The 25,045-nt window shown below is 64.7% G+C and carries 23 protein-coding genes and 1 tRNA gene; 14 read left to right on the plus strand and 10 right to left on the minus strand.

Annotated elements, in window-relative coordinates; translation table 11 throughout:
• The first annotated feature begins 64 nt into the window (after positions 1-64).
• Positions 65-1,006 (plus strand): glyoxylate/hydroxypyruvate reductase A, encoded by a 942-nt coding sequence (locus HGP13_RS00365; RefSeq protein WP_172219969.1) that lies wholly within the window; start codon positions 65-67, stop codon positions 1,004-1,006.
• Between the two features lie 13 nt (positions 1,007-1,019).
• On the opposite strand, the gene HGP13_RS00370 is transcribed toward HGP13_RS00365, so the two are convergent.
• From HGP13_RS00370 to HGP13_RS00380, 3 genes are all read right to left on the minus strand, one after another.
• Complete coding sequence (locus tag HGP13_RS00370) at positions 1,020-1,547, minus strand: AAA family ATPase (protein WP_172219972.1); 528 nt, start codon at positions 1,545-1,547, stop codon at positions 1,020-1,022.
• Positions 1,548-1,616: 69 nt separating this feature from the next.
• On the minus strand, positions 1,617-1,916 hold the full coding sequence (locus HGP13_RS00375; RefSeq protein WP_246707243.1) for a hypothetical protein: 300 nt from the start codon (positions 1,914-1,916) through the stop codon (positions 1,617-1,619).
• Between the two features lie 217 nt (positions 1,917-2,133).
• A complete protein-coding gene (locus tag HGP13_RS00380; protein ID WP_172219977.1) occupies positions 2,134-3,051 on the minus strand; it encodes a methyltransferase domain-containing protein in 918 nt (305 codons plus the stop codon).
• A gap of 105 nt (positions 3,052-3,156) precedes the next feature.
• On the opposite strand from HGP13_RS00380, the gene HGP13_RS00385 reads away from it, so the two are divergent.
• Both HGP13_RS00385 and HGP13_RS00390 read left to right on the plus strand, forming a co-directional pair.
• Positions 3,157-4,164 (plus strand): ligase-associated DNA damage response exonuclease, encoded by a 1,008-nt coding sequence (locus tag HGP13_RS00385; RefSeq protein WP_172219980.1) that lies wholly within the window; start codon positions 3,157-3,159, stop codon positions 4,162-4,164.
• Positions 4,165-4,168: 4 nt separating this feature from the next.
• A complete protein-coding gene (locus tag HGP13_RS00390; protein ID WP_172219982.1) occupies positions 4,169-5,770 on the plus strand; it encodes a cisplatin damage response ATP-dependent DNA ligase in 1,602 nt (533 codons plus the stop codon).
• Between the two features lie 16 nt (positions 5,771-5,786).
• Here HGP13_RS00390 and HGP13_RS00395 read toward each other — a convergent pair whose 3' ends face one another.
• Positions 5,787-6,929, minus strand: a complete 1,143-nt coding sequence (locus tag HGP13_RS00395) for a hypothetical protein (RefSeq protein ID WP_172219985.1) — start codon at positions 6,927-6,929, stop codon at positions 5,787-5,789.
• Positions 6,930-7,217: 288 nt separating this feature from the next.
• Between HGP13_RS00395 and HGP13_RS00400 the strand changes: the two genes are divergently transcribed.
• Positions 7,218-7,293, plus strand: a tRNA-Thr gene (locus HGP13_RS00400).
• A 121-nt stretch (positions 7,294-7,414) separates the two neighbouring features.
• On the opposite strand, the gene HGP13_RS00405 is transcribed toward HGP13_RS00400, so the two are convergent.
• Positions 7,415-7,735: a DUF768 domain-containing protein gene (locus HGP13_RS00405; protein ID WP_172219989.1), complete on the minus strand. Its 321-nt coding sequence runs from the start codon at positions 7,733-7,735 to the stop codon at positions 7,415-7,417.
• Positions 7,736-7,932: 197 nt separating this feature from the next.
• Here HGP13_RS00405 and HGP13_RS00410 point away from each other — a divergent pair, with 197 nt between their 5' ends.
• The 10 genes from HGP13_RS00410 (at position 7,933) to HGP13_RS00455 (ending at position 15,001) form a co-directional block, all read left to right on the plus strand.
• Complete coding sequence (locus HGP13_RS00410; protein WP_172219992.1) at positions 7,933-8,085, plus strand: hypothetical protein; 153 nt, start codon at positions 7,933-7,935, stop codon at positions 8,083-8,085.
• A gap of 10 nt (positions 8,086-8,095) precedes the next feature.
• Positions 8,096-9,166, plus strand: coding sequence for a YihY/virulence factor BrkB family protein (locus tag HGP13_RS00415; protein WP_172219995.1), 1,071 nt, complete (start codon positions 8,096-8,098; stop codon positions 9,164-9,166).
• A 100-nt stretch (positions 9,167-9,266) separates the two neighbouring features.
• Positions 9,267-9,455 carry a YodC family protein gene (locus HGP13_RS00420; protein ID WP_019863018.1) on the plus strand — a complete coding sequence of 63 codons (189 nt, stop codon included), beginning with the start codon at positions 9,267-9,269 and terminating at the stop codon, positions 9,453-9,455.
• A gap of 215 nt (positions 9,456-9,670) precedes the next feature.
• On the plus strand, positions 9,671-10,114 hold the full coding sequence (locus HGP13_RS00425; protein WP_172219998.1) for an EF-hand domain-containing protein: 444 nt from the start codon (positions 9,671-9,673) through the stop codon (positions 10,112-10,114).
• Between the two features lie 45 nt (positions 10,115-10,159).
• On the plus strand, positions 10,160-10,696 hold the full coding sequence (locus tag HGP13_RS00430) for an RNA polymerase sigma factor (protein WP_172220001.1): 537 nt from the start codon (positions 10,160-10,162) through the stop codon (positions 10,694-10,696).
• 113 nt (positions 10,697-10,809) lie between these two features.
• Positions 10,810-11,256 (plus strand): hypothetical protein, encoded by a 447-nt coding sequence (locus tag HGP13_RS00435; RefSeq protein ID WP_246707244.1) that lies wholly within the window; start codon positions 10,810-10,812, stop codon positions 11,254-11,256.
• On the plus strand, positions 11,253-11,708 hold the full coding sequence (locus HGP13_RS00440) for a periplasmic heavy metal sensor (protein ID WP_172220007.1): 456 nt from the start codon (positions 11,253-11,255) through the stop codon (positions 11,706-11,708). Before HGP13_RS00435 ends, HGP13_RS00440 begins: the two co-directional genes overlap by 4 nt.
• Positions 11,709-11,818: 110 nt before the next feature.
• A complete protein-coding gene (locus HGP13_RS00445) occupies positions 11,819-12,097 on the plus strand; it encodes a hypothetical protein (protein WP_172220010.1) in 279 nt (92 codons plus the stop codon).
• Between the two features lie 113 nt (positions 12,098-12,210).
• Positions 12,211-13,722, plus strand: coding sequence for a DUF1800 family protein (locus HGP13_RS00450; protein WP_172220013.1), 1,512 nt, complete (start codon positions 12,211-12,213; stop codon positions 13,720-13,722).
• Positions 13,723-13,768: 46 nt separating this feature from the next.
• Positions 13,769-15,001: a DUF1501 domain-containing protein gene (locus HGP13_RS00455; RefSeq protein ID WP_172220016.1), complete on the plus strand. Its 1,233-nt coding sequence runs from the start codon at positions 13,769-13,771 to the stop codon at positions 14,999-15,001.
• A gap of 476 nt (positions 15,002-15,477) precedes the next feature.
• On the opposite strand, the gene HGP13_RS00460 is transcribed toward HGP13_RS00455, so the two are convergent.
• From HGP13_RS00460 to HGP13_RS00480, 5 genes are all read right to left on the minus strand, one after another.
• Positions 15,478-18,885, minus strand: a complete 3,408-nt coding sequence (locus HGP13_RS00460; RefSeq protein WP_172220019.1) for an acyl-[ACP]--phospholipid O-acyltransferase — start codon at positions 18,883-18,885, stop codon at positions 15,478-15,480.
• Between the two features lie 284 nt (positions 18,886-19,169).
• Positions 19,170-20,741, minus strand: coding sequence for an indolepyruvate oxidoreductase subunit beta family protein (locus HGP13_RS00465; RefSeq protein WP_172220022.1), 1,572 nt, complete (start codon positions 20,739-20,741; stop codon positions 19,170-19,172).
• Positions 20,734-22,887, minus strand: a complete 2,154-nt coding sequence (locus HGP13_RS00470) for an indolepyruvate ferredoxin oxidoreductase subunit alpha (RefSeq protein WP_172220025.1) — start codon at positions 22,885-22,887, stop codon at positions 20,734-20,736. Before HGP13_RS00470 ends, HGP13_RS00465 begins: the two co-directional genes overlap by 8 nt.
• 60 nt (positions 22,888-22,947) lie before the next feature.
• Complete coding sequence (locus tag HGP13_RS00475) at positions 22,948-23,430, minus strand: MarR family transcriptional regulator (RefSeq protein ID WP_172220028.1); 483 nt, start codon at positions 23,428-23,430, stop codon at positions 22,948-22,950.
• On the minus strand, positions 23,430-25,001 hold the full coding sequence (locus HGP13_RS00480; RefSeq protein WP_172220031.1) for an NAD(P)/FAD-dependent oxidoreductase: 1,572 nt from the start codon (positions 24,999-25,001) through the stop codon (positions 23,430-23,432). The genes HGP13_RS00475 and HGP13_RS00480 overlap by 1 nt, the downstream gene beginning before the upstream one ends.
• Positions 25,002-25,045: the final 44 nt, after the last annotated feature.

The following is a 25,045-nucleotide window of genomic DNA, read 5'->3' on the forward strand; positions in this document are numbered from 1 at the left end:
GATGGAGCGGTTCGGCGTGAACCGATGAACCGCTCTAGCGTGAAGAGGGACTGGACGAACCGCGATGGAAAAAGGCCGTATCCTGCTTGCCGTCACCGGCTTTCATCCGCAGCGCTGGCGCGACCTGTTGTCGGCCGAGCGCGAGGTGGTGCTAGAGCCGGACGGCGCCAAGGATCCGTCGATCACCTATGCGGTGGTGTGGAAGCAGAAGCCGAACCTGTTGTCGTCGCTGCCCAATCTGCGCGCCATCTTCTCGATCGGCGCCGGCGTCGACCATATCTTCGCCGACCCGGGCCTGCCCGACGTGCCGATCGTCAGGGTCGTCGCCGACAACCTCACCCAGTACATGACCGAATATGTCGTCTGGCGGGTGCTCGATCACCATCGCCAGGGCCTGCTCTACCGGCAGCAACAGCCCAAGAAGACCTGGCACGAGCCGCCGCAGAGGCCGGCCGGCGACATTTCCGTGGGCATTATGGGGCTCGGCAATCTCGGCCGCGCCGCGGCCTCGGTGCTGCTGTCGCTCGGCTTCGCAGTCAATGGCTGGTCACGCAACGACCGGCCGATGAAAGGGGTCGCGACCTATTCCGGCGAGGCCGGTTTGATTCCCTTCCTCAAGGCGACCGATATCCTTGTCGTGCTGTTGCCGCTGACGCCGGACACGCAAGGCATCATCAATTACGGCGTGCTGAAGGAATTGCGCAAGCGCAACGGCCTCGGCGGCTCAGTGCTGATCAACGCCGGACGCGGCCGCCTGCAGAAGGACGCCGACATAGTGCGAGCGCTGGATGACGGCACGCTGAAGGAGGCGAGCCTCGACGTGTTCGAGGTCGAACCGCTGCCGAAGACCAGCCCGCTGTGGAACCACCCGAAAGTGTTCGTGACGCCGCATGCCGCGGCGACCTCCGATCCGATACACCTCGTGCCGGCCATGCTGCGCCAGATGGACGCCTTCGAGCGCGGTGAAAAGCTCGACAATCTGGTGGACCGCAAGGCGGGATATTAGCCGGACACCGTCCTCATCTGGCTAGGTTCCACTCCCGAAAGCACGCCTTGATCGCCCGCAGCGAAGACAGCCGCAGCTTTGGCAGGTCGAGCTCTTCGAACATTGCGTGGTATCTCCGGCGGTTTTTCGGCGTGGTCACGGCAATATGGTGGATCATGTCCCATTTGACGCTGTCGCGTCCGCCCGCCAAGGCGCCGCGCCTCTCCTTCTCGAACAGGGTTCGCCTGAAATAGCGCAGCAGACTAGCCGGCGTCGAGATATCCAGCAGGATCAATCCCGTCGCCCGCTGAAAGCGTTGCGGCATGCCGACCGAGTAATTTCCGTCCATCACCCAGCGTTCGCCGGCGATCGCGGCGTCATGCAAGGCAATGAATTCGGCCTTTGGGCGCGGCTCCCAGTCGGTGTTGGGCAGATGATGAAGCAGATCGAGGTGAATGGGCTCCAGGCCACGCTTGCGGGCAATCGCGTCGGCCAGGGTCGACTTGCCGCTGTTGGACGGCCCCAGAATGCAGATGCGGTCACCAAGGTCCGAGAGTTTCATCCGATCGTACCCTTAGGAGGACGCGGCCTGCTGTCCGCGACAAAGTCCGACCAATAGCTGTTTCGTACTTCAAGCGGGCAGAGCGAACTTCTTCTTCTGATTGTCCGGCTTGCCGCAGTCGCGCCGCTCGATCGACCGGTTCATGGCATCGATGTCGCCTGCCGCCTTGTCGCTATCGCGCTGGGCCTTGGAGCGCATATCGGGGGTGAACGGGCCGAAACCCATTGCGGGATTGTAGAAGGTCGGCTTCGCGGTCACTGGAAGGTTGTTCTGCTGCGCCAAGCCATCGCGCTGCGCCAGCAACTGATCGCATGGCACGGTGTCGTATTGCAGGGAGGACTCGATGTTGGCGTCCTGCCGTTCGGACATCGAATTACCGACGCAGCCGGCTGTTGCCAGGCAAGATGCCAAGATCATCATGTTCCAGCGCATCGAATATGCTCCCTCCTGATATTCCGCGCGCGCCCCCTTGTTACCCGCGCACGCGATTCGGGCTTTTTCGCAGCAGAGGCTTCACAGAGACAAGTGGAGCGGTCACCCTTTTGGGGTTGGGAAGGATCGCCGCATTGGCCCGATTGTGAACGCTTCAGGCCCCGTGGATTTTCCCGGCCATAACGACCAAGCCGTCGACCGGTTCCCGACGATCCTGCCGGATCACGGTTGTTTCCAAGGACAGGGTCGAAAATCCGTTGGCGGCCAGGATTTCGCGCACATAGGTTTCAGAGTGCGCGTAGCGGCGCGATGGCAGCAACACGAAATCGCCACTGCCGCTCAACCTCTCTACGGAAAAGGCGAACAGGCCATCCCCGGCCAGCAAGCCGGCGATCGTCTTCAGTATGTCGCCGAGCGCGCCGACATAGATGAAGACGTCGGCCACTGTCACCAGCTCGGCTTTCGGGCCGGCATAGGAAAAATTCCGCAGATCGGCCTTGCCCAGGAAATCGTAGACGCCCTTGGCCCGCGCACGTTTCAGCATTCCGGTCGAAATGTCATAGCCCTCCAGCCGGTCGGCAATGGGCCGCAGTCTCTGCCCCATCAGGCCGGTGCCGCAGCCGAGATCGAGCGCCAGCGGGAAGCGACCCGGCCCTGCCGTTCGAATGGCCTGATCCAGCAGCTCAGGCAGCCGGTAACCCAGCCTGTCGACCAGTGATTCATCGAAGCTCTCGGCGTAGTGGTCGAACAGTGTCTCGACGAAAGCGCTGGGAAGTGCGTCGGACGCCGGCGCCTTGCCTATCAATTGCAGGTTCAGCCCAGCGCCCTGACGATCCGTCGGATCGAGTTGCAGCGACACCGTCCATGCCTGCGCGGCCAGATCCGATGCACCCGCCGCCAGCTGCATTTCGCCGAGACGAAACCAGCCCATCGACCATTGCGGCGTCAATTCGAGTGCCCCGAGCAGCAATTCCGCCGCCGCCGCATGGTCGCCATCCGCATGCATCATCTCGGCATAGTCGGCGCGGCGATCGGCGTTCAAGTCGCCGGACGAGGCCTGAAGCGGTTTCATGTCATGGGTCCTATCGGCGCATGAGGCCGATGGTGCTGTATGCTGGAGTCAGCAGTCCGTGGCAACAGACTTCCCGTGGCGGAATTATATCCTATCTTGGGGGTCATGCGCGCCAGCGACCTGCTTCATCCCCGGCCCGAGGGCCTTTATTGCCCGCCGGGCGACTTCTTCATCGACCCGGTGCGGCCGGTGAACCGGGCTCTGATCACGCACGGCCATTCCGACCATGCGCGTTCAGGCCACCGCTCGGTGCTGGCGACGCAGCAGACGCTCGACATTATGGGTCTGCGCTATGGCGAGGATTTTGCCGGAACGACCCAAGCGGCTCGGCTCGGCGAAACGATTGCCGTCAACGGCGTCAGCGTCAGCTTCCATCCGGCCGGCCACGTGCTGGGCTCGGCGCAGATATCGGTCGAGCATCAGGGCATGTGCATCGTCGCCTCAGGCGACTATAAAAGGCGCAGAGATGCGACCTGCGCGCCGTTCGAGCCGATCCGCTGCGACGTGTTCATCACCGAGGCGACGTTCGGCCTGCCGGTCTTCCGTCATCCACCTGACACCGAAGAGATCGCCCGCCTGCTGAAATCGGCGGCGCAGTTTCCCGAGCGCTCGCATCTGGTCGGCGCCTATGCGCTGGGCAAGGCGCAGCGGGTGATGCGGCTGTTGCGCGACGCCGGCTACGACAAGCCGCTCTACATCCATGGCGCGTTGACCCGGCTCAGCGAATACTATCAGAGCCAGGGCATCGATCTGGGGACACTCGAACCGGCGACAGTGGAAGGCGGCAAGGGGGACTTTGCCGGCGCCATCGTGGTCGGCCCGCCATCGGCCTTCGCCGATCGCTGGGCGCGGCGCTTTCCAGACCCGATCTCGTGCTTCGCGTCGGGCTGGATGCGCATCCGCCAGCGCGCCAAGCAAGGCGGCGTCGAGCTGCCGCTGATCATCTCGGACCATGCCGACTGGGACGAACTGATCGCCACCATAAAGGAGACCGGCGCCGAGGAAATCTGGGTGACGCATGGCCGCGAGGAAGCGCTGGTGCGCTGGTGCGAGCTGGAAGGCATCGCCGCAAAGCCACTGCATCTGGTGGGCTATGAGGACGAGGGCGATTGAGGGCATGAACCGCTTCGCCGAACTCCTCGACCGGCTGGTGCTGACGCCGTCGCGCAACGGCAAGCTGACGCTGCTGGTCGACTATTTCCGCAGCGTCGAGGATCCGGATCGCGGGCTGGCGCTGGCCGCCATCACCGGCGATCTGAATATAGCGGCGGTCAAGCCGGCGATGCTGCGCACGCTGGTCACCGAGCGCATGGACCCGGTGCTGTTCGGCTATTCCTACGACTATGTCGGCGATCTCGCCGAGACGGTGTCGCTGGTCTGGCCACAGACGCCTGGCAAGATCCCCAACCGGGAGCCGACGCTTGGCGAGGTCGTGGCAAAACTGCAGGCGGCAAGCCGCTCCGACGGACCCAAGGTTCTGGCCGGCTTGCTCGACAGCGCCGGCATCTCGGCGCGCTTTGCCATAATCAAGCTGGTCACCGGCGGCCTGCGCATCGGCGTCTCGGCGCGGCTGGCCAAACAGGCGCTGGCGGATTTCGGCAAGGTCGATGTCGCCGAGATCGAGGAGCTTTGGCACGGCCTGTCGCCACCTTACACGGCGCTGTTCTCTTGGCTGGAAGGCAAGGCCGACAAACCGAAGAACACGGCGCTGGCGCTGTTCCGCCCGGTGATGCTGTCGAACCCGGTCGGTGACGGCGATCTCGAAAAGCTTGACCCTGCGGACTACGCCGCTGAATGGAAATGGGACGGCATCCGCGTCCAGGCGGTGGCGGAAGGCGGCATCCGCCGGCTTTATTCGCGCACCGGCGACGATGTCTCCGGCGCCTTTCCCGACCTCGCCGACGCGATGGATTTTTCCGCGACGCTCGATGGCGAATTGCTTGTCGGCGACCCGCGAGAGGCGACAGGAACCTTCTCGGACCTGCAGCAGCGGCTGAACCGAAAAACGGTGACGCCGAAGATGCAGCAGCAATACCCGGCCTTCATGCGCTGCTACGACTTGCTTCAGGTCGGCGACGAAGATCTTCGCGCATTATCGTTCCGCGAACGGCGTGGCCGCCTCGAAGCCTTCGTGAAAACGCTCGACCCCGGCCGTTTCGACCTGTCGCCCTTCGTCGACTTCGCGGACTGGCAGGTGCTCGAACACCTGCGCCGCGCGCCGCCGCATCCGATCATCGAAGGCGTGATGTTGAAGCGCTGGGATTCGCCCTATGTCGCCGGCCGGCCGAAAGGCCCGTGGTTCAAATGGAAGCGCGATCCGCACACGGTGGACACCGTGCTGATGTATGCCCAGCGCGGCCATGGCAAGCGCTCGAGTTTTTACTCCGACTACACGTTCGGCGTCTGGTCCGGAGCCGAGGGCGAAGAGGAACTGGTGCCGGTCGGCAAGGCCTATTTCGGATTCACCGACGAGGAGCTGAAGCAGATCGACAAATATGTCAGGGACAACACAGTCGAGCGTTTTGGGCCAGTGCGTTCGGTGCGGGCGGATCGCGACAATGGGCTGGTGCTGGAAGTCGCCTTCGAGGGACTCAACCGTTCGACCCGGCATAAATCCGGCGTCGCCATGCGCTTTCCCCGCATTTCACGGCTGCGCTGGGACAAGCCGGCCAACGAAGCCGATCGCATCGAGACGTTGCAGGCCCTGCTCGACCGCTAAGTTCTAGCCGACATCCTTACGGCTCGATCGAGACTCGGATCTCGTAGATATTGACCGCCTTGCCCTGTTTGTCGAAATCGGAATTGACGGCGATGGTTCCGGCCGAGCCAGGATGCTTGTCGGGGAACTGCACGTCGAACAGATATTCGTTGCGTTGCTGGCCGACCGCGTAGCGCTTGCGGCCGCAATCGCCGAGTTCGCCGAAATTGCAGTCGACGGATATCTGCGTGTCCTTGCCGTCCTCGGCACGTGCGATGATATCGAACACGGCATGCTTGCCGGCGAGTTTCTCCAGCACGCCCTGCCCGACATCGAAGGCGACCGCCGAACCGGAAGCGCCGGACTGGATGCGCAGGAACGGACCGCTGTCGTCCTTCATCACCTCGGCCTTGGCGTCCGACGGGGCGGCGACATGCGTCGGGTCGGTCGGCGAAAACACATTGATCCAGTTGCGCGACTGGTCCGCGGCACCGGGCTTGGCCGGTGCGTTGGCGCCATCGGCCGGCGTGAAATCGTCGCCTTCGACGGTTGGCGGCGCCTCCGGCGGCGCCGTATCGAGTTGCGCCGCCGTCTTGAACACGCCGGTCTGGATGGCGAAGAACACGCCGATGCCGACCGCCGCAAGCAGGGTCACGGTCAAGAAGATGGCGGTCAACGGCAGGCGGCGTCCGCGAATGCGCTGCTCGTCGCGATCGGGCGCCACTTCCGTTGCGGCGCCGGACGAGGCGGGAACCGACATGTCGATGGCCGGCGCGCCGGGCAGCGTCGCGTCCGGCATGATGTCGGGAACGACCGGCAGCACGCGCGAGCGCGGCGCATCGGATGCGGGCGGCGCGACGTCGACGGTGACGGCGGGCGATGGCGTCTTGTCGCCGATCTCGATCGCGGGCGCCGCAGTGGCCGCGGGCTCACCGGCCGGTGCGTCGACCTCCAGGCCAACATTCGGCACCGCCGGCAGGAACTCGGATTCGATTTCGGTGATCTTCTCCTGGATCGCCTTGCGGCGCTTGATGGCGACTTCCACGGTCACCCCGGGATTGGCCTGGAGCGCCCGGTCGAGCGCGGCAAAAGCCGACCGATAGACCCTCTCGCGGAACGCGCGGTCCTCGGCATTGCCCTTTTCCAAGGCGTTCCGGATCGCTTTTTCGATCGCGTCCAAGCGGGATCCCTCTGCAAATTGCCCAAACTTCCGTGATGGTTAGCCGTAGGCGACCAATCAATCAACGGGCGGGCTACGCATTCTGCCTCGACGGGCAGTCCAAAGTCCATCTCGGCGATGTTCCGGCAAACAAAATCGGCATGTGCCGGCGATTATCGCACAAACGGGGGCGCTAACCCCTGGTTTCGGTGGTCGCGGGCGCTCATGCATGATTTGGCAAGTCGCATCTTGAATTCGCGGCCGGTTGAGTCTATCACCCAGCCCATCTTGGAGGCCTTGGCCTCCCGGGCCGCTTTAGCTCAGTTGGTAGAGCACATCATTCGTAATGATGGGGTCAGGTGTTCGAGTCACCTAAGCGGCACCATTTTTCCCACATTCTCGACAGTCTCTGGCATAAGGCTTTGTGCCCTCCGAGCGCCGTATCGGTACGCGTCTCGCACTGCGACGCTCTGGCGATGTTGCCGGTTGGGGAATTTCTGCCCTGGTCACACGGCGCTGCTCTTCTTCAGATTGGCCGAATCCAGTGATCCAGTCTCCTCGGTGATAGCCTCGGCAATGTATTCCCTGAGGTCGCCGACCTCATCTTGAATGTCTTCGGCGGCGATGCCTTCGTCCTGCGCATCGGCGATGCACTGGCTGGCCAGTTCCTGCGCCACGTCGACCCCAGCGGAGACATGGGTCGATTGTTCGACGACGTGCTCCTCGATCCAATCCTCCACGAAGTGGCCAGCCCGGTTGACGATGAGGTCGGCGTCTTCGGAAAGGTCCGCCTCGGTTTTCAGATCATGCTTCGTCAACGCCTTCATGGGACTCACACCTCACAATGGACTTGCTTCCAACGCCCACAGCTTGCCGAAAGATGCATCGGGTTGACGAAAAACATTGTTTGGGACGTGGATTGCCTCAACCCACGGCTATCGGCCCTGTATCGTGGGAACAGGTAGTCCTCCGCTCGCGTTGCTATACGCGCTTCGGATATCGATCCGGGCAAAGGAGGCGGGCCATGAAGGACAAGGTATTCGGCACTTCAGTCAAACTGCGTCTGAGTGATGAAGCCGAAATCCAGCGAATCGCCTCCGCACAGGGGGTGGCGAGGGAGGCCTTTGCCGCTCTGGCCGACGCCGCAGGCATCCTGATCGAACGCGGCGCTGAGTAAGGAGCGCCGCGTGGGTTCGAAAGCAAAGCAGAGCCCGCAGCCAGCCGGCAAGCAATCCTCGTTGATCGACGAAGCAGCGGCCAGTCGTGCCGCGTCAACGACGCAGGATAGCAAGGCGACGCTGAGGGCGGAGAGGGGTGATCGAGGGCGCGACGCGGCCTGGCCCTCACAGATACCTGCTCTCGGCTGGAAGGATATTTTCTGGCGGCTGTGGGAAGAATTCAACAAGGACCGGGTTCTGCTCGTCGCGGCCGGCGCCACCTTCTATTTGTTGCTGGCACTGTTTCCGGCGCTGGCCGCGTTCATTTCCATTTACGGCTTTGTCGCCGATCCGGTTGCGGTTGCCGACCATGTCGCCTATCTCGGCGGATTGCTGCCATCGGGCGGGTTGGACCTCATTCGCGGCCAGTTGCAAGCACTGGCCAGTCAGAAGCCGGGCGCACTCGGCACCGGTTTCTTCATTGGCCTTGGCATAGCGCTGTGGAGCTCCAACAGCGGCATGAAAGCACTCTTCGATGCGATGAACATCGCCTATGAAGAGCGCGAGAAACGCAGCTTCCTCATGCTCAACGCGATGTCGATCCTGTTTACGGTCGGAGCGCTGCTGATCGGTATAGTGCTGCTGCTCACCGTGGGCGTGGTTCCGGCACTGCTGCGGTATTTCTATCTTGATGCCTGGACAGAAACGCTCGTTGCAGTGTCTCGGTGGCCGATCCTGGTCGGCGCCATGCTGACCGGCATTTCCCTGCTCTATCGCTTCGGGCCGAGCCGCGAACATGCTAAATGGCGCTGGTTGAGTTGGGGCGCCTTGATTGCAACAGTGGCGTGGATTGCGGCATCCTGGCTGTTCTCGTTCTACCTGCAGCATTTTGCCAATTACAACGCCACATACGGGTCGCTGGGCGCGGTTGTCGGCTTGATGATGTGGACGTGGATTTCGGTCATCATCCTCATCGCCGGTGCCGCCATCAATGCGGAGATGGAGCATCAGACCGCCATCGACTCCACCACGGGGCCGGCTCGCCCAATGGGCAAGCGCGGCGCCGTCGTCGCCGACACGTTGGGCAAGATTGCGGATTGATACCTGGCATGATGGATCGCGACGCCGACGACCCATATCCGCCATTGTCGAGACTCAGCTTTGGTGGGAAACTCGTGGGCCTCAGCATGGGAGGTCCAAAATGCCCAACACTTTCAAGACCGGAGACGTCGTCAAGCTGAAGTCGGGAGGGCCGAAGATGACGGTCAGCGACGGCGCTGCTTCCGGCATGTATCTCTGCCACTGGTTCAACCGCGAGGGCGATGTTTGGATCCCGCAACATGCGGGCTTCAAACCAGACCAACTGGTGGCCGCCGACCCATCGGCCTAGCGGCTGCCCGTTCGCCAGGGCCCGGCCGGCGTGAATTCCAATGGCGCCGGATGCGGTATCATGGCCGCTGCTCCTGGAACCAGCACCGAGGCGACATCGCCGAATCCGATGATCGGCACAGGCGACCGACGGATTTCCCCCGTCCCGGCGTTTAACGGTTGAAGCGTGACCACGGCATGGGCCGCGGCCGACGCGCGAACCGGAGAAGCCGAAGCATGATACGCCGTTCGATCCTTGCCGCTGCCTTGAGCCTGCTGACCGTTGCGGCTCTCGCCCAGACGGCGACGCAGCCCCCGGCCGCCACGCCTCCTGGTGCCACGCCGCCAGCCGTCGCCCCCGCCGCGCCAAAGGCCAAGTCCGACATCACGCTGGCCAAGTTCCAGAAGCGGCGGGAGAAGGCGATCATGGCCGCCGATACGGATGGTGACGGCAAGATCAGCCTGCTGGAGTGGGAGGCCCTCCAGGCCAAGCGCAACGCCAAGGGCGACGCGGCCAAATCCTTCGCGCGCATCGATTCCGACCATGACGGCTTCATCGATCGCGCCGAGCTCGATGCGTTCTTCGCCAAGCGCTTTGCCAGGCTGGACAAGAATGGCGACGGCATTCTGAGCGCCGACGAGATGCCAAGCCACAAATCCGCTGCCAAGCCGGAGCAATGACCAAGAGGCCATGACGCGTGATGAATATCGGGAGTGCGCCAGCCGATGAGCCCCGATCCGGACGAGGAGCTGGTTCGTCGGGTCGGCGCCGGCGATCCCGCGGCGGTGCAGGCGCTCGTCGCGCGCAAATTGCCGCGCATCCTTTCGCTTGCCGTGCGCATGCTGGGCGACGCGGCGGAGGCCGAGGACGTCGCGCAGGAAACCTTCCTGCGCATCTGGCGCCATGCCTCGAGCTGGCGGCGCGGCAATGCACGCTTCGACAGCTGGATCCACCGGGTGACGCTCAATCTTTGCTACGATCGGCTGCGCCGGCGCCGCGAGGTGGTGACCGACGATCTGCCGGACATGACAGACCCTGCTCCGCTTCCCGATGCACGCGAAGAGCCACAGGGGATCGAGCAGGCCTTGCAGGCAATCGCGCCACGCCAGCGCGAGGCGATCATCCTGGTCTATTATCAGGAGATGTCCAACATAGAGGCGGCCGCGACACTGGAGATCAGCGTCGATGCGCTGGAGAGCCTGCTCTCGCGCGGCCGGCGAGCCTTGCATATTATTTTGGCGAGGGATGGCGTCCATGACTGAGAAAGGCGCGACCATGAATGGCGCACAGTCACCGCGCCTTGCGGGCGTCCGGCGGGGCTGCATCGTTTCCAACCCGCGTGGGCACGCGGCACCAAAGGGCAAGGGGAAGATCAATGGCTGAAGACATCGAGGACGATCCGGCAATGGACGCCAGACGCTTCGCGGCGCTCGCCGAGGCCTATGGCGGCGATCTACGGCGCTGGCCGCAAGCGGAGCGCGAAGCCGCCTCCGCCTTTGCTCCAAGCGAGACGGGACAAGCCATTTCGCGAAAGGCCGGCACGCTTGACGCCCGGCTTGACAGCTACAGCGTCCCGCACCCCGGCAAGGCGCTGCATGACAAGATCATGCGGACCGCCGACCGGCACATCGTCAGGCGCCGGCGCCAGCGGTTCTGGTGGCTGGGGCTTGGGCTTGCCGGCATTGGACTCGCCGGCGCCATCGCCGGATTGGCGCTGGTGACCGTCGCCACGCCCGAGGTTCAGCCCGACCGTTATGTGCTCGATGCCAATGCGACGGCGTTCGGCGATGCCGGGCCGGAGACGATCGAGGAAGACCTATGAGCACCGGCCGTAACCTCCTCATCGCATCGGTGGTGGCGAACGTCTTCCTGGCCGGTGCGCTTGCCGGCGGGGTCGTCTGGATAAGAAGCGGCAAGCCGGCCCAGGGCTATTCGCTGGAAGCGGCCGGCGGACGGCTTCCCGACCAGCAGCGCACGCTGTTCCGCAAGGCGCTGCGCGAAGTCCGCCGCGAGTCGCGCGACATCATCCTCGACGGCCAGCAGGCCAGGCGCGAAGCGGCGGATTTGCTGCGGCAGCCTATCCTCGACACGGCAGCGCTGTCGGCGGCGCTGGAGCGGGCCCGCAATGCCGACGTCACCGTGCGCACGCGTCTGGAGCAGCGCATCATCGAGTTCGCGGCGGCGGGTTCCGCCGAGGATCGCAGCGTGTTGGCGGAAGGCCTCGCAAGACGCAGCGGGACACAGCCATCCGCCACGCCAAAAAAATCGCCGTGACGGCCGACGGAAAATGCCGACGGCACCCGTTTAACGAGATGAAGGGCAGGACCTGCCGGACCATTTGGCGCCGACAGGTTTTCGACCTCGGACAACTTCGGAGCATGGTCATGAACTATCTGACAAAATACGCGATCACCGCCGCTCTTGCGGTGACCGGAACGGCGGCGACGGTTGCGGCATCCTCGGCGATGCCGCTGGCGCCGCTTGCCACCCCGGCGCTGGTCGAGCACGTCGCCTGGGGTTGCGGCCCCGGCTGGCATCCCAATCCCTGGGGTCGCTGCGTCCCCAACCGCGTGGTGGTCTACCCCCGCCATTACTACGGGCCTGGTCCCGCCTTCTACGTCTGGCACCCGCACCACCACTGGCACCGCTGGCATCGCTGGTAGGACCGCCCGGGCCGGCCGCAGCGCCGGCCCCACGACCTAGTTGAACAGGCACGAAACGGCTCGAACGGGCTTCCGGCACCGCGCGCAGGAAGCCCAAGCAATGGAGAGCTGACTTGGCTATCCCGACCTCGAGTTCCCTGCCAGATCCAGCCCTCGTCGCTTTCAACCGCTTCGGCCTCGGCGCGAGGCCCGGCGACCGCGACAGGGTGGCCCACGACCCGCGCGGCTATCTGAAGGCAGAACTGCGGCAGCCCGACATCGCCCTGATCTCGCTTGACGATCCGGCCTATGCCAGCCTGCCGGGCAGCACGCCGGCCATCCAAGCCAGCATGGCGGCAAATCTCCAGCGCAAGCTCGACCGCGAGCATATGGCCGCCGCCACGGCGCAGCCGGCAACGGCGAGCACCCAGAGCATGACTGCCCAGAATATACCTGCAAAGGCCACGCCGGTCCCGACTACGCCTGCCCAAGCCGTGCCGCCGCCCACAGCCCCGGCAAAGCCCGCGCCGCCAATCGAGGCCGCGCTGTTTCGCGCCGAAGCCCAGGCGCGCTTCGACAAGGCGCTGCGGGCCGAGGCTGGCTTTGTCGAACGTCTCGTCTACTTCTGGTCGAACCATTTCTGCGTCTCCGTGGCGAAGGACAACATCGTGCGCGCGAGCGCCGGTGCCTTCGAACGGGAAGCCATCCGGCCCTTCGTGCTTGGCCGTTTCGCCGACATGCTGATGGCGGTCGAGCGGCATCCGGCGATGCTGTTCTATCTCGACAACCAGCAGTCGATCGGTCCGGACTCCCGCGCCGGCAAGAACCGCCAGCGCGGCCTCAACGAGAACCTTGCCCGCGAGATCATGGAACTGCACACGCTGGGCGTCGGCAGCGGCTATAGCCAGGCCGATGTCACCAGCTTCGCGCGCATCCTGACCGGCTGGACGATGGCCGGGCGCGAAGGGCGGCTGGGCGAACCCGGCAGTTCCGTCTTCAACGCCAATGCCCATGAGCCGGGCGATGCGGTGCTGCTGGGCAAGACCTATCCGGCCGGCGGCATGGGCCAGGCCGAGGCGGCACTCAACGACATCGCCAGCCATCCGGCGACGGCGCAGCATATCGCTACCCAGCTCGCCCGCCATTTCATAGCGGATCAGCCGCCGCCGGCGGCGGTCGCGCGTCTGGCCAAGGTTTTCGCCAAGAGCGACGGCAATCTCCGGGCACTGGCATCGACCCTCATCGACATGCCGGAAGCTTGGTCGACACCCCTAGCCAAGATGCGCTCGCCCTTCGACTACATCGCCGCCATCCGCCGGGCGGCCGGCCCCAGTCCGGCGAACGATCCCGGCCAGTCGCTCAACTGGCTCAACGCACTCGGCGAGCCGCTCTGGCAGCCGCCGGGACCGAACGGCTTTTCCGACCAGGCGGACAGCTGGGCATCCGCGGAAGGCATGAAGATCCGCCTCGACATCGCCTGGCAGGCGGCCCGCCAGGTCAAGGATATCGGCAATCCCAACGACATGCTCGACGCTGTCATCGGCCCTTCCGCGTCGCCGGAGACGCGGCAAGCGGTCGCCCGCGCCGAGTCCAAGCAGCAAGGCCTGGCGCTGCTGCTGATGGCGCCCGAATTCCAGCGACGATAGCGCGAGCCATAGGTCCGGCGCCGACAACTCCCATGGAGACCAAGTCATGAGCCTGCTGTGTGAAACCCCCTCCCGCCGCGCCGTGCTGACGAGCGGCGGCGCGCTGTTTGCCTGGGCCTATTTGCCCCGCTTTGCCCGCGCCGCCGACAATCGCGATCCGCGGCTGATCGTCATCGTCCTGCGGGGCGCGCTCGACGGCCTGTCAGCGGTCGGTCCGGTCGGCGACCCCGACTATGCCGGCCTGCATGGCGACATCGCTCTCTCGCTCGCCGGGCCGCACGCGGCGCTGCCGCTCGATGGTTTCTTCGCGGTCAATCCGGCGATGCCGGTATTTGCGCGGCTGTTCAAGGCAAACCAGGCGGCGGTGGTGCATGCGGCCGCGACGGGCTATCGCGAACGCTCGCATTTCGACGGTCAGGATGTGCTGGAAAGCGGTTTCGCAGGCCCGGGCCATGTCGCCACCGGATGGCTCAACCGGGCGCTGGAGAGCCTGCCGGCAGGTGATCGCGTGGCGACGCTTGGCGGGCTGGCTGTCGGACCGTCGACGCCGCTGGTGATCCGAGGTGCTGCCCCTGTGCTTGGCTGGGCGCCGCAATCCCTGCCGGCGCCGGCCGGCGACCTCGCGGCACGGGTTCTCGATCTCTACCAGCATCGCGACCCGGTGCTGGCGGTGGCCTTGCAAAAGGGCCTCGATGCCGACCGCATGGCGCTCGACGACCAGATGGGCGCCAAGGTGATGAAGTCGAAGGGCGGCCTCGACAGCGCCGCCGGCATGCGGCAGGCCGCGCAAGGCGCCGCCAAGCTGATCGCGGCCGATGATGGGCCGCGCGTTGCGGCACTCGCCTTCGACGGCTGGGACACGCATGTCAACGAAGGCGGCGCGACAGGCCGGATCGCTACGCTGCTCGGCGGCCTCGACGGCGCCTTCGAGGAGTTCGAAAAGGGGCTCGGCGAGCGCTGGAAGGACACGGCGATCGTCGCCATCACCGAATTCGGGCGCACGGCGCAGATCAACGGCACGGTCGGCACCGATCACGGCACCGGCACGGTGGTGCTACTCGCCGGCGGCGCGATCAAAGGCGGCCGCGTCATTGCCGACTGGCCGGGATTGAAGCCGGCCCAGCTTTACCAACAGCGCGACCTCGCCCCGACCAGCGATGTCAGGGCGGTGCTGAAGGGCCTGCTCGCCGACCAGTTCGGACTCTCGGCCTCAGTGCTCGGCGACAAGGTGTTTCCGGAGTCCGCGGCGGTGAAGCCGATGCGGGATCTCGTCGTATGAGAAATTGATATGGCGTCACAGGGGACGCCACCTCTAGCGGAAACGCCCACACCGCTTCGGAGGCGGCGCCGCGTCGATCCGTGATCACCAGTGGTGATGGCGCCGCCAATGTCCCGGCCCGACTATTATCACGCGACGATGGTTGGGCACGCAACGCCTCCACCGGTTCATGTGCCAGCCACGGCCGCATCTCCAGCCGACGCTTTCGGCCTGCAACGGAGCGGCGTTGGGCTTTGCTACGGGCAGCGCCTGCGAGCCGATGCTCGACAGCATCAACGTGCCTGCTGCGACTGCGATTGGCAGAATGTATCTGGTGAGCATGATCGTGTCCTCCATGGTTCACATTCCCGGGAACAGCATAGCACTGAGCCGGCTGAAGCCGCGTGAGCGGTCCGATCACATGTTCGTCAGCGACAAAGCGCTCGCCGAGCGACGACGCCACAGTTCAGCGCGGCGTCGTCTCGTCGTCGCCTTGATCAGGCGGCCTCGACCTTGGCGACCGGCGCGTCCTCGCCCCGTACCAGTTTGGTCACGCCGGAGAAGTCGAGTTTGCCGGAGCCAAGCACCGGCACTTTCTGGACGACACGCACTTCGGCAGGCACCATCAGGTCCATGGCGCCATTCGCCTTGGCAAAGCTCAGGAACTCAGCGCGTGTGGCGCCGGGAGCCTCGGTGATGAGAATGAGCTTCTCGCCCTTGCGCGCATCGGGTACGGAAGCAACCGCCGACAACAATCCTTTCCACAATTCGCCAGCCAGCGCCTCGACGGCGGCGAGCGAAATCATCTCGCCACCGACCTTGGCGAAACGCTTGGCGCGGCCGCGAATGGTGATGAAGCCGCCCTCGTCGACCGAGACAACGTCGCCAGTGTCATGCCAGCCATCCGGCAGCACTTCGAGCACGCCCGGCTTCTCGGCGCGCAGATAGCCCGCCATCACGTTGGGCCCGCGGACATGCAGCCGTCCGCCTTCGTCGACACCGGGCACCGGATCGAGACGATACTCCATGCCGGGCATGATTTTGCCGACACTGCCGGAACGATTGTACATCGGCGTGTTGATGGAGATCACCGGCGCGGTCTCGGTGACGCCATAGCCTTCCAGGATGCGCACGCCGAACTTTTCCATATAGGTCATGCGCGTCGACGCCTTGACCGGTTCCGCGCCGGCAAAGCAATAACGTATCGAGCGGAAGTCGTATGGGTGCGCGGTGCGCGCATAGCCGCTGAGGAACGTATCGGTGCCGAAGATGATGGTCGCGTTGGATGCGTAGATCAGTTCCGGGACGAGGCGGTAGTGCAGCGGTGATGGGTAGAAATAGACCGGCACACCCGAAATCAGCGGCAGCACCGAGCCAGCCGTCAAGCCAAAGGAATGGAAGATCGGCAAGACATTGAACACCTTGTCGCCCGAGTGGAAGTCGATGCGCGAAGCCGCCTGCGCGGCATTGGCCAGGATGTTGCGGTGCGTAAGGACCACGCCCTTCGGCGTGCCTTCCGAGCCCGAGGTGAACAGGATCACCGCCGGGTCGGTGGACTTGCGCGGCGCACGCGGCGTCGACTTGCGCAGCAGGCCGAGCAACTTGTCCTTGAGACCGATGGTTTTGCGCAGATCGTCGAGCCAGACGATGTCAACCGAGCGGCCGACTTCCTCGACCACCGCGCCGAGCTTTGCCTGCTCGACGAACGCACGAGACGTGAGCACAGTCCGGACTTGGGCCGCCTTGCAGGCGGACAGGATGTTGGCCGCACCAGCGGTGAAGTTGATCATCGCCGGCACCTTGCCCGCCGACATGACGCCAAGCAGCGTCGCGCAAGAGCCGTTGGCGTTGGGCAGCATGATGCCGAGCGTCTGCTGATCGGCGTAAAGGTTCTGGAATTTCTCGCCAAGCACTGCGGCCGCCGTCAGCAGCTTGCCATAACTCAGTGAGCCGGTGACCGGATCCTGCACGGCGAGCCGTTTCATGCCGCGTTCATTCGCCGTCAGGATGATCTTTTCCAGCACCGTCTTGTCGATGTCCTGGGTGCGGAAGACGAGATCCGACATCACCTGATAGAGGGCCGCACCCGCCGCGGCGCGACGCTGGCGGCCCTTCAGCTCCTGCGGCACTTCGAGCTTGACCGGCTCCAGAATGGTCACCTTGACCTTCGGGAACAGGCGGCGGCGCACATGCTGCGACGTCAGCCGGGAGAACGGGCTTTTCTCCAGCCCATCGATGCGGATCGGCACAACCATCGAACCCGTCTTGTCGGCGACCATGGCGGCGCCGTCATAGACCTTCATCAATCCGCCGGTGACGGTGATGCGGCCTTCGGGGAAGATCACCAGAGGATCGCCGCCCTGCACCACCTTGATCAGCGTGCGGGTCGACATCGGCTTGGCCGGGTTGAGCGGCAGAGCGCGGGCAAGCTTCATGAACGGCTTCATCCACCAGGCCTGGGCGATGGTGTAATCGATGGCGAAGACCGGCTCCTCGTCGGTCAGCGTCAGCGCCAGCGGACCGTCGAGGAAGCTGACATGGTTGAGTGCCAGGATCGGCGCCTTGCCGGCCGCCTTGAGGTTCTCCATGCCCTCGACCTCCAGGCGAAGGAAGGCGCGGAACAGGATGGAGACGAAGTCGCGGAACGCGTTGGTCGGCAGGAATTTCAACATCAGCCAGGCAGCAACGGCGTTGGCCACGGCGAGGCCGAACAGAATGCCGCCGGTCGAGACTTTCGTCTGGATCACGGCGACGAGAATGCCGCCGACGGTCATGAAGCCGGCGTTGACGATGCTGACGGCAGCGACGACACGGGCGCGGCGCGCTTCGGGCGACCATGCCTGTACCGCAGCGAAGGTCGGCACCACGAGGAAGGCGCTGGCGATGGCCATGCAGGCGAGGTCGATCGCGACACGGATCGTGTTTGGCCCGGCGAAGAACAGGCCAAGGGTCTCCGCCTTGGGCGAAGGCTGCATGCTCCAGATGGTCCAGGCCAGATGCAGGCCGAACAGCGCCAGCAGCGCCGTGCCGACCGGTGCCGGCAGAAGCACGATGCGTCCCTGCGACATCCATGCGGCAATGGCGGAGCCGATCGCGATGGAGACGGCGAACACCGCGAGATAGACGGTGACGGCGATCTCGTTGCCGCCGAGCGAATCCTTGATCAAGGTCGGCAGGATCGACAGCACGATGGCGCCGATCAGCCAGAACCACGACGTCATCAGTCCGGCGCGCCAGATGCGCGTGTCGGTGCGCAATTCTGAGACCTGGCGCCAGGTCGAACGGAAGATGTTCTTGTCGATGACAAGGTCGGGTGCCGCCGAACCGGTGGACGGGATGTAGCGGCTGACGAACCAGCAGCCGATGGCCAAGGCCATCATGATTGGCCCGAAGACCGTGACTCCGATGCCATCGGCGGAAACGACGCCGCCGGCGATGGTGCCTCCGAGGATGGCGGCAAACGTCGCCGACTCGATCCAGGCGTTGGCCTTGGGGAGTTCCTTGCGCTCGAGATGGTCGGGCAAGATACCGTATTTGATCGGTCCGAACAGCGCCGAGATGACGCCGAACATCAGCAGCGCCGTCATCAGCACCGGGATTGACGACAGCGCGATGCCGACGACGGAGACTGCCGCCGCGGCGATCTCGGCGAATTTGAGCCGGCGGGCGATCAGGGCCTTATCGAAGCGGTCGGCGATCTCGCCGCCAAGAGCCGACAGCAGCAGAAAGGGGGCCATGAAGACGGCCCCCGCCAAAGTGACCAGCGAAGCCGCCTGACCGGCGGCCAGCGTGAAGAGGATCAGGAACACCAGCGTGTTCTTGAGGAAATTGTCGTTGAAAGCGGACAGGAACTGCGTCCAGAACAGAGGCGCAAAGCGCCGGGACAACATCAGATGCGTGTTCATGGCGATTTCCATTTTGCAGGACCTGCGACGATGCGCCGGAGGCTCTGCGGGTTGGAGGCGGTGTTTCAATCTCAGTGATATCAGCGAGCTGATTAAACTTCCTTACTGTGCTTGATGCCCATCCACGGACTTTCGGTCTGCCAGAAATGAACATCGTTCACAATCGCACTCTATCAAGTTTTGAACATTGTTCAAGCAGAAAATGAACAGCGTTCACCGAAGCCGAAAAAGGGCCGGCGGCCGGTGACGTATGTCAGGGTCAGGGCGCCTCAGTTGCCGGGTGTCTAACCTGGTCCCAGCGTCGCCACGGTCTTCAGCGCGCCGTCGAGCATGTCGCCCTTCTCATCCTTCAGCGCCGCCTCGCGCAGGCGGCGGATCCAGTCGGCGGCATCGTCGCGACCCTTCAGCATGGGAAGCGCCGAAAGCACGCGGTCGAATTTCGACTGGGCGCGAACATGGGTGTCGCTGTAGCCCTTGATCAGCCGGTGGCAGTTGAGGATTTCGACGGCGAGCGCGTAGTCCGACGGCACATGGCCGAGCGCCAGTGCGTACCAGCGATCGAGATGGGTCATCTCGACCTTGTGGCGCAGCAGGCTCCGGCGCCAGCGGCGCAGGCCGCCGATAAACCAGAGGGCAGCGAAGCCGGCGAAGCTGTCGGTGCGGATACGCCGACCGTGGTTGATGCGACGGTCGAGCAAGGCGGCGAGTTTCGGGCGGTTCTCGATATAGCTGCCCAGCCCCGCCGGCAGCGTGCCGCAAAACTCCTCGATGCGCGGATGGAAATATTCCGTCACCTGCAGGATCGAGCCGTCCTTGACGCCGACCTCGTTCCGCACGCGTTTGTCACGCGTCGAGCGCGTCTTCAGATCGGCGACGCGGATCATGTCGTCATAGCACAGGGCATTGGCGAGATGCTTGGCGGCGGCGATGGACAGCGCATGGGCATGGTCGACGCCATCCAGCGCGACGGCCTTGTTCAGCCGGTCGAGGTATTCGCGCCCATAGGCGATGTCCTGATAGTCGACGACCTTTCTCAGGCCCCGCAGCGCCATGTCGCGCACGGCTACGGGCATCAGGTCGATGCGGGCGGCCAGCGCCTGCCAGCCTTGCAACAGGTTTTGCGGGCCGGTCACACGCCCTGCCCCCAGGGTGGATTCGACAATGGCCGGCTCTGCCGGCTTTGGCGCCGGCATCGCCGTGCCGCGTGCGCGGTGGTAGGCAGCGCTGAAGGCGGCAAGGCTGGCCTTCACGCCGCGCCCTCCGGCACCGATCGCCTGCTCGTAGCTTTCGCGTGTGAACGGCAGCGCGTCGGACCCAGCCAGCGCGCCAAGCAGGCTGGCCGAAATCATCGAACCGTTGTCGGCGGCGATCTTTTCCATGTCGAAAGCGATGAAGCGTTTGGATGCCGCTTCCGCCGTCGCATGCACCTTGGAGGACGAGGCGCGACCGTCGCCCGGCTCTATCTTTTCCGACACGGCTGCAATGCGGTGCGAGGAGGCGATCAGCGTCGTGCGCTCCGGCGTGACGAAACCACGGATGATGGCGCGGCCGGCTTCCATCAATTCGGCGGCGATCAATATATCGACGTCGCCTTGCGACGGTGACAGCGCAAAGACCGGCAGCCGGCCGGTGTCGCGGGCCATCTCGATATAATAGATCGTGGCGCCGGTGCGTTGCGCCACGCCGGCGACCGACGTCGATTGCGCGACGTAGCCGTTGCGCTCTGCGACATCGGTGATCCAGTCGGCCAGCACGCCGCCGCCCTGGCCGCCGACGGCCAGCACGGCGAGCTTGATGACGCGCTCGTCGTCATGGGCGCCGGGGCGAGCGCGGAATGGCGGGACAGCGTCAAGCATCGGCGAAAGTCAGGCGCCGGCTTTCGCGGCGGCGTTGCAACAGGCCGATGGTGGCGCGGCGTGCGTTTTCCAGAAAGCGGTCCCAGCGGCTTGGGTTGTGCACGACATCGGCGCGGTAGAAGGATGGGCACAGCACCGCCGCATCGGCGACCTCGCCGCAATTGCCGCAGCCGACGCAGCTCTGGTCGATGCTCGCCACCGGATCGTCGCGCAGCGGATCGTCGAGCGATTTCACCGACAGCGACGGGCAGCCGGACAGCCGCATGCAGGCATGGTCGCCGGTGCAGATGTCCTCGTCGACGCCGAATTTCGGCTTCACCACACGCTCGCCGCCCTTGATCGCCTTGTCGACCAGAGGCTTTTCGCGGCGCTGCCGGTTGAGCATGCATTCGGACGAGGCGACGATGACCTTCGGGCCCTTCTCTTCCGTCGTCAGCGCCTCGCGCAACGTGTCCTGCATCTTGGTCACGTCATAGGTGCGGTCGACATGGCGCAGCCATTTGACGCCCATGCCTTTCACCGCCTCGGTGATCGGATGCTTTGTCGACTTGGTCTTGTTGCCGGCGCGCGATGACAGGATGTCCTGCCCACCCGTGGCGGCGGAGTAGAAATTGTCGACGATGACGATGACGCCGTCGTTCTTGTTGAACACCGCATTGCCGATCGAGGAGGTCAGGCCGTTGTGCCAGAAACCGCCATCGCCGACGAAGGAGATCGAGCGGCGCTTGGCGTCGGGCGAATTGAACGCCGAGGCCGAGGCCGGCCCGAGACCGTAGCCCATGGTGGTGGCGCCGAGTTCGAAAGGCGGCATGATCGAGAACAAATGGCAGCCGATGTCGGAAGCGATGTGGTGCTTGCCGAGCTCTTGCTCGACCAGTTTCGTCGCGGCAAAGATCGGCCGCTCCGGGCAGCCGATGCAGAAGCCCGGCGGGCGACCGGGCACGACATTGATCAGGTCCGCGGTGTCGACGCCGTCCCCTACCTTGTTGGGCGCGCGCACTTCGCCCGGCAACAGGTGCGGCGCCTCGGCGCGCAGGAAGGTGCCGATGCCGTCGAGCATGACCTGGCCGGTATACTCGCCGGCCATCGGCAGATATTCCTTGCCGACCAGCCTGGTGCCGCGCCCGGCCTTGTGCAGCATCGCGGCGAAGGCCTGCTCGATGTAATTGGGCTGGCCTTCCTCGACGACCAGCACCGCCTGCTTGCCCTCGCAGAAGGACAGGAATTCGTCGTCGATCAGGGGATAGACGGCGTTGAGCACGTAGAGCGGCACATCCGTCTCGCCGTAAGTGTCGGCAAGGCCGAGACGCTGCAGCGCGCGGATGACCGAATTGTACATGCCACCCTGCATGACGATGCCGACCGAGCCGTGGTCCGAGCCGAAGAATTCGTTGATCTTGTTCTTGGCGATGAAGTCCACCGCCGCCGGCCAGCGTTTCTGCACCTTTTCTTTCTCGTGCAGGAAGGAGGCGGGCGGCAGCACGATGCGGCCGGTGTCGCGGCGCGGTGCGTCGAGCGCGTCGGCGACCGTCATCGGCGGCCGCTTGTTGTCCTTGGCGATGAAATGGCCGTGGACGTGGCAGCAGCGGATGCGCACCTGCAGCATGACCGGGGTGTTTGAAATCTCGGACAGTTCGAAGCCGTCCTCCACCGCCTTGACGATCGACGGCAGGTTCGGGCGCGGGTCGAGCAGCCAGACCTGGCTCTTCATGGCGAAGGCGTGGCTGCGCTCCTGCATGATCGAGGAGCCCTCGCCGTAATCCTCGCCGACGATGATCAGCGCGCCGCCGGTGACGCCGCCGGAGGCAAGGTTGGCAAGCGCATCGGATGCGACATTGGTGCCGACGGTCGACTTGAAGGTCGCCGCACCACGAATGGGATAATGCACCGAGGCGGCAAGCATGGCGGTGGCGGTGGCTTCCGAGGCGCTGGCCTCGAAATGCACGCCAAGCTCGCCCAGAATATCCTGCGCGTCGGCCAGCACGTCCATCAGATGGCTGATCGGCGCACCCTGATAACCGCCGACATAGCCGACGCCGCATTGCAGCAGCGCCTTGGTGATGGCGAGGATGCCTTCACCGGCAAACTCCTCGCCGGCGCCGAGCCTCAGTTTTTCGACTTCCTTGGCAAAAGACCGTTCGGCCATTTTTTCAATCCTTCCCTTACCGCCCGGCCCGTTATCGCCAGGCATCGGCGGCGCGTAGGTCTAGATGTCGTGCTTGCGAATGTTCTTCAGCATCTTCAGAAGCGTAGCGATCAGTGCTGCATATTCGGCGTCGTCGATATCGTCGAACATCGCCTCGAACGCGTCATGCATGGCCGGCCAGGCGCGGGTGAACTCGGCGCGACCGTCGTCGGTCAGGAAGACGTGGCGGATGCGGCTGTCGGTGACGCCCTGCTCGCGCCGCACGAAGCCTTGCCCCTCCAGCGTGTCGAGCGTGCGGCTCAAGGTCGACTGCTCGATGACAGTGTAGACTGAGAGATCGTTGACGGTGACGCCGTCGGCAACCGAAAGCACCGCCAGCGTGCGCACCTGCGGAATGGTCAGGCCCTGTTTGCGGAAATCGTCGCGCAAGGTGGCGTTGTAGCGGCCCATGATGCGGTTCATCAGATAGGGCGCGAATTGCTGCAGGCCGATCTGGCCGAGTGTCGAAATGCGCTGGCGTTGTTCTCCGACCTTCTGCTCCATCACAGCCTCCCGGCCAGGAGAAAGCCTGAGCCGCCGCCGAGACCGGCGCCGGGATGGGTCGAGGCGCCGATATGGTAGAGGTTCTTGATGCCGGTCTGGTGGTTGCGGCTGGTCTTGAACGGCCGCCACAGGAACGCCTGGTCGATGGTCGAGGAGCCGCCATAGGGATCGCCGCCGACCAGATTGATGTTCATCGCTTCGAGATCGGCCGGCGAATAGGCACGCCGCGCAATCACGCTATCCTTGAAGCCGTCGATATGGCTGGCGAGGATGGCTTCCGCACGATCGGCATAGGCTTCGCGCAATGCGTCGGTCCATTGTCCGTCAGCGGGCGCCTCAAGCTTGCCGGCGGCATCGCCCTTGATATGGCGGGGCGCCTCGGGCAGTTGCAGCCACAGGATCGCCTTGCCTTGCGGGCAGCGCGACGGGTCGAGCGCGTGCGGCTGGCCGACGCAGATGGTCGGCATCTCCGGCAGCAAGCCGCGCACCGCCTCGTTGCAGGCCTTCGACACACCATCCAGGCCTGGCGTCAGGTGCAGCAGCGCCACCTTATCCAGTCCTTCACCACGCCACACCAGCGGCCTGTCGAGGGCGTAGTGGATCTGGAAGTTGCCTTTTCCGTAGCGGTATGTCCGCGTCGCCTCGACATTGTCCCTGGGCGCCTCGCCACCGAGCAGCCGGCCATAAAGCTGCGTCGGCGTGACCGAGCAGATGACGCTCTTCTTCGCATGGACCGTTTCGCCGGAGGCCAGCCGCACGCCGGTGGCGCGACCACCAGCCAGGATGATGGAGGCAACGTCCGCTCCGGTGGAGATGACGCCGCCGCGCTCGGTGATCAATGCCTCGAAGGCCGACAACAGGTTCTTTGCCCCGCCCTTGACGACCGGGGCGCCGGCGGCTTCGAGCGCGAAGGCGATCACCTTGGCGATCTGGCCGGAGAATGCATCTTCCGGCCCAAGCCCGGCATGCAGCACCCAGGGCGCCCACAGGGCCTGGATGGTTTCGGACTGGTAGGTGCTTTCCAACCAGCTGCGCGCCGGCACCAGCGCTTCGCCGAGAAAGGCGGCAAGGCCGCGCGGACCACGCCGCCAGGCATCGCCGGCCAGCAGCTTCGCCGTCGGATAAGACCACAGGCTGCCGCCGAGCAGGCCGAACAGCAGGCCGGCATTGCGCTCGATGCCGCCGACATCGTCCGCGTGCCTATCGCCATCGCCGGCGGCGATCGCGTTGAGGGCGGCGATATTGGCGGCGCGATCGGTGCTCAGCACGGCATGACTGCCATCCGGCCTCAGCACGCCGGTCGGCGTGCCGGTGTGGCAGAACTCCAGCCCGTGTCGGGCAAGATCGCCGCCCAATGCCGCAAAGGCCGGCGAGGTGATGAACAGCACGAAGGTCGTCGCCATCACGTCGTGGATGAAACCGGGCGCGGTGATCTCCTCGGTGCGCATGCAGCCGCCGATGCGGTCGTTGCGCTCCAGCACGAGCACATTGGCGCCCTTGCCGCCAAGCATCGCCGCGCAGACCAGCGCGTTGATGCCGCTGCCGACGATGATGTGATCGGGGGCTTTCATTGACAGTAGCTTTCGACCGTCGGGCCTGCGCGCATGATCTTCTC

The organism is Mesorhizobium sp. NZP2077, assembly GCF_013170805.1.
In the GTDB taxonomy this organism is placed as follows: Bacteria; Pseudomonadota; Alphaproteobacteria; order Rhizobiales; family Rhizobiaceae; genus Mesorhizobium.

Coding starts and splice junctions, on each gene's coding strand:
- HGP13_RS00465 (WP_172220022.1), bottom strand. CDS start 20,741: ATGCTTGACGCTGTCCCGCCATTCCGCGCTCGCCCCGGCGCCCATGAC.
- HGP13_RS00410 (WP_172219992.1), top strand. CDS start 7,933: ATGAAGGACAAGGTATTCGGCACTTCAGTCAAACTGCGTCTGAGTGAT.
- HGP13_RS00460 (WP_172220019.1), bottom strand. CDS start 18,885: ATGAACACGCATCTGATGTTGTCCCGGCGCTTTGCGCCTCTGTTCTGG.
- HGP13_RS00440 (WP_172220007.1), top strand. CDS start 11,253: ATGAGCACCGGCCGTAACCTCCTCATCGCATCGGTGGTGGCGAACGTC.
- HGP13_RS00470 (WP_172220025.1), bottom strand. CDS start 22,887: ATGGCCGAACGGTCTTTTGCCAAGGAAGTCGAAAAACTGAGGCTCGGC.
- HGP13_RS00420 (WP_019863018.1), top strand. CDS start 9,267: ATGCCCAACACTTTCAAGACCGGAGACGTCGTCAAGCTGAAGTCGGGA.
- HGP13_RS00405 (WP_172219989.1), bottom strand. CDS start 7,735: ATGAAGGCGTTGACGAAGCATGATCTGAAAACCGAGGCGGACCTTTCC.
- HGP13_RS00380 (WP_172219977.1), bottom strand. CDS start 3,051: ATGAAACCGCTTCAGGCCTCGTCCGGCGACTTGAACGCCGATCGCCGC.
- HGP13_RS00390 (WP_172219982.1), top strand. CDS start 4,169: ATGAACCGCTTCGCCGAACTCCTCGACCGGCTGGTGCTGACGCCGTCG.
- HGP13_RS00475 (WP_172220028.1), bottom strand. CDS start 23,430: ATGGAGCAGAAGGTCGGAGAACAACGCCAGCGCATTTCGACACTCGGC.
- HGP13_RS00455 (WP_172220016.1), top strand. CDS start 13,769: ATGAGCCTGCTGTGTGAAACCCCCTCCCGCCGCGCCGTGCTGACGAGC.
- HGP13_RS00365 (WP_172219969.1), top strand. CDS start 65: ATGGAAAAAGGCCGTATCCTGCTTGCCGTCACCGGCTTTCATCCGCAG.
- HGP13_RS00480 (WP_172220031.1), bottom strand. CDS start 25,001: ATGAAAGCCCCCGATCACATCATCGTCGGCAGCGGCATCAACGCGCTG.
- HGP13_RS00385 (WP_172219980.1), top strand. CDS start 3,157: ATGCGCGCCAGCGACCTGCTTCATCCCCGGCCCGAGGGCCTTTATTGC.
- HGP13_RS00430 (WP_172220001.1), top strand. CDS start 10,160: ATGAGCCCCGATCCGGACGAGGAGCTGGTTCGTCGGGTCGGCGCCGGC.
- HGP13_RS00435 (WP_246707244.1), top strand. CDS start 10,810: ATGGCTGAAGACATCGAGGACGATCCGGCAATGGACGCCAGACGCTTC.
- HGP13_RS00425 (WP_172219998.1), top strand. CDS start 9,671: ATGATACGCCGTTCGATCCTTGCCGCTGCCTTGAGCCTGCTGACCGTT.
- HGP13_RS00445 (WP_172220010.1), top strand. CDS start 11,819: ATGAACTATCTGACAAAATACGCGATCACCGCCGCTCTTGCGGTGACC.
- HGP13_RS00370 (WP_172219972.1), bottom strand. CDS start 1,547: ATGAAACTCTCGGACCTTGGTGACCGCATCTGCATTCTGGGGCCGTCC.
- HGP13_RS00375 (WP_246707243.1), bottom strand. CDS start 1,916: ATGTCCGAACGGCAGGACGCCAACATCGAGTCCTCCCTGCAATACGAC.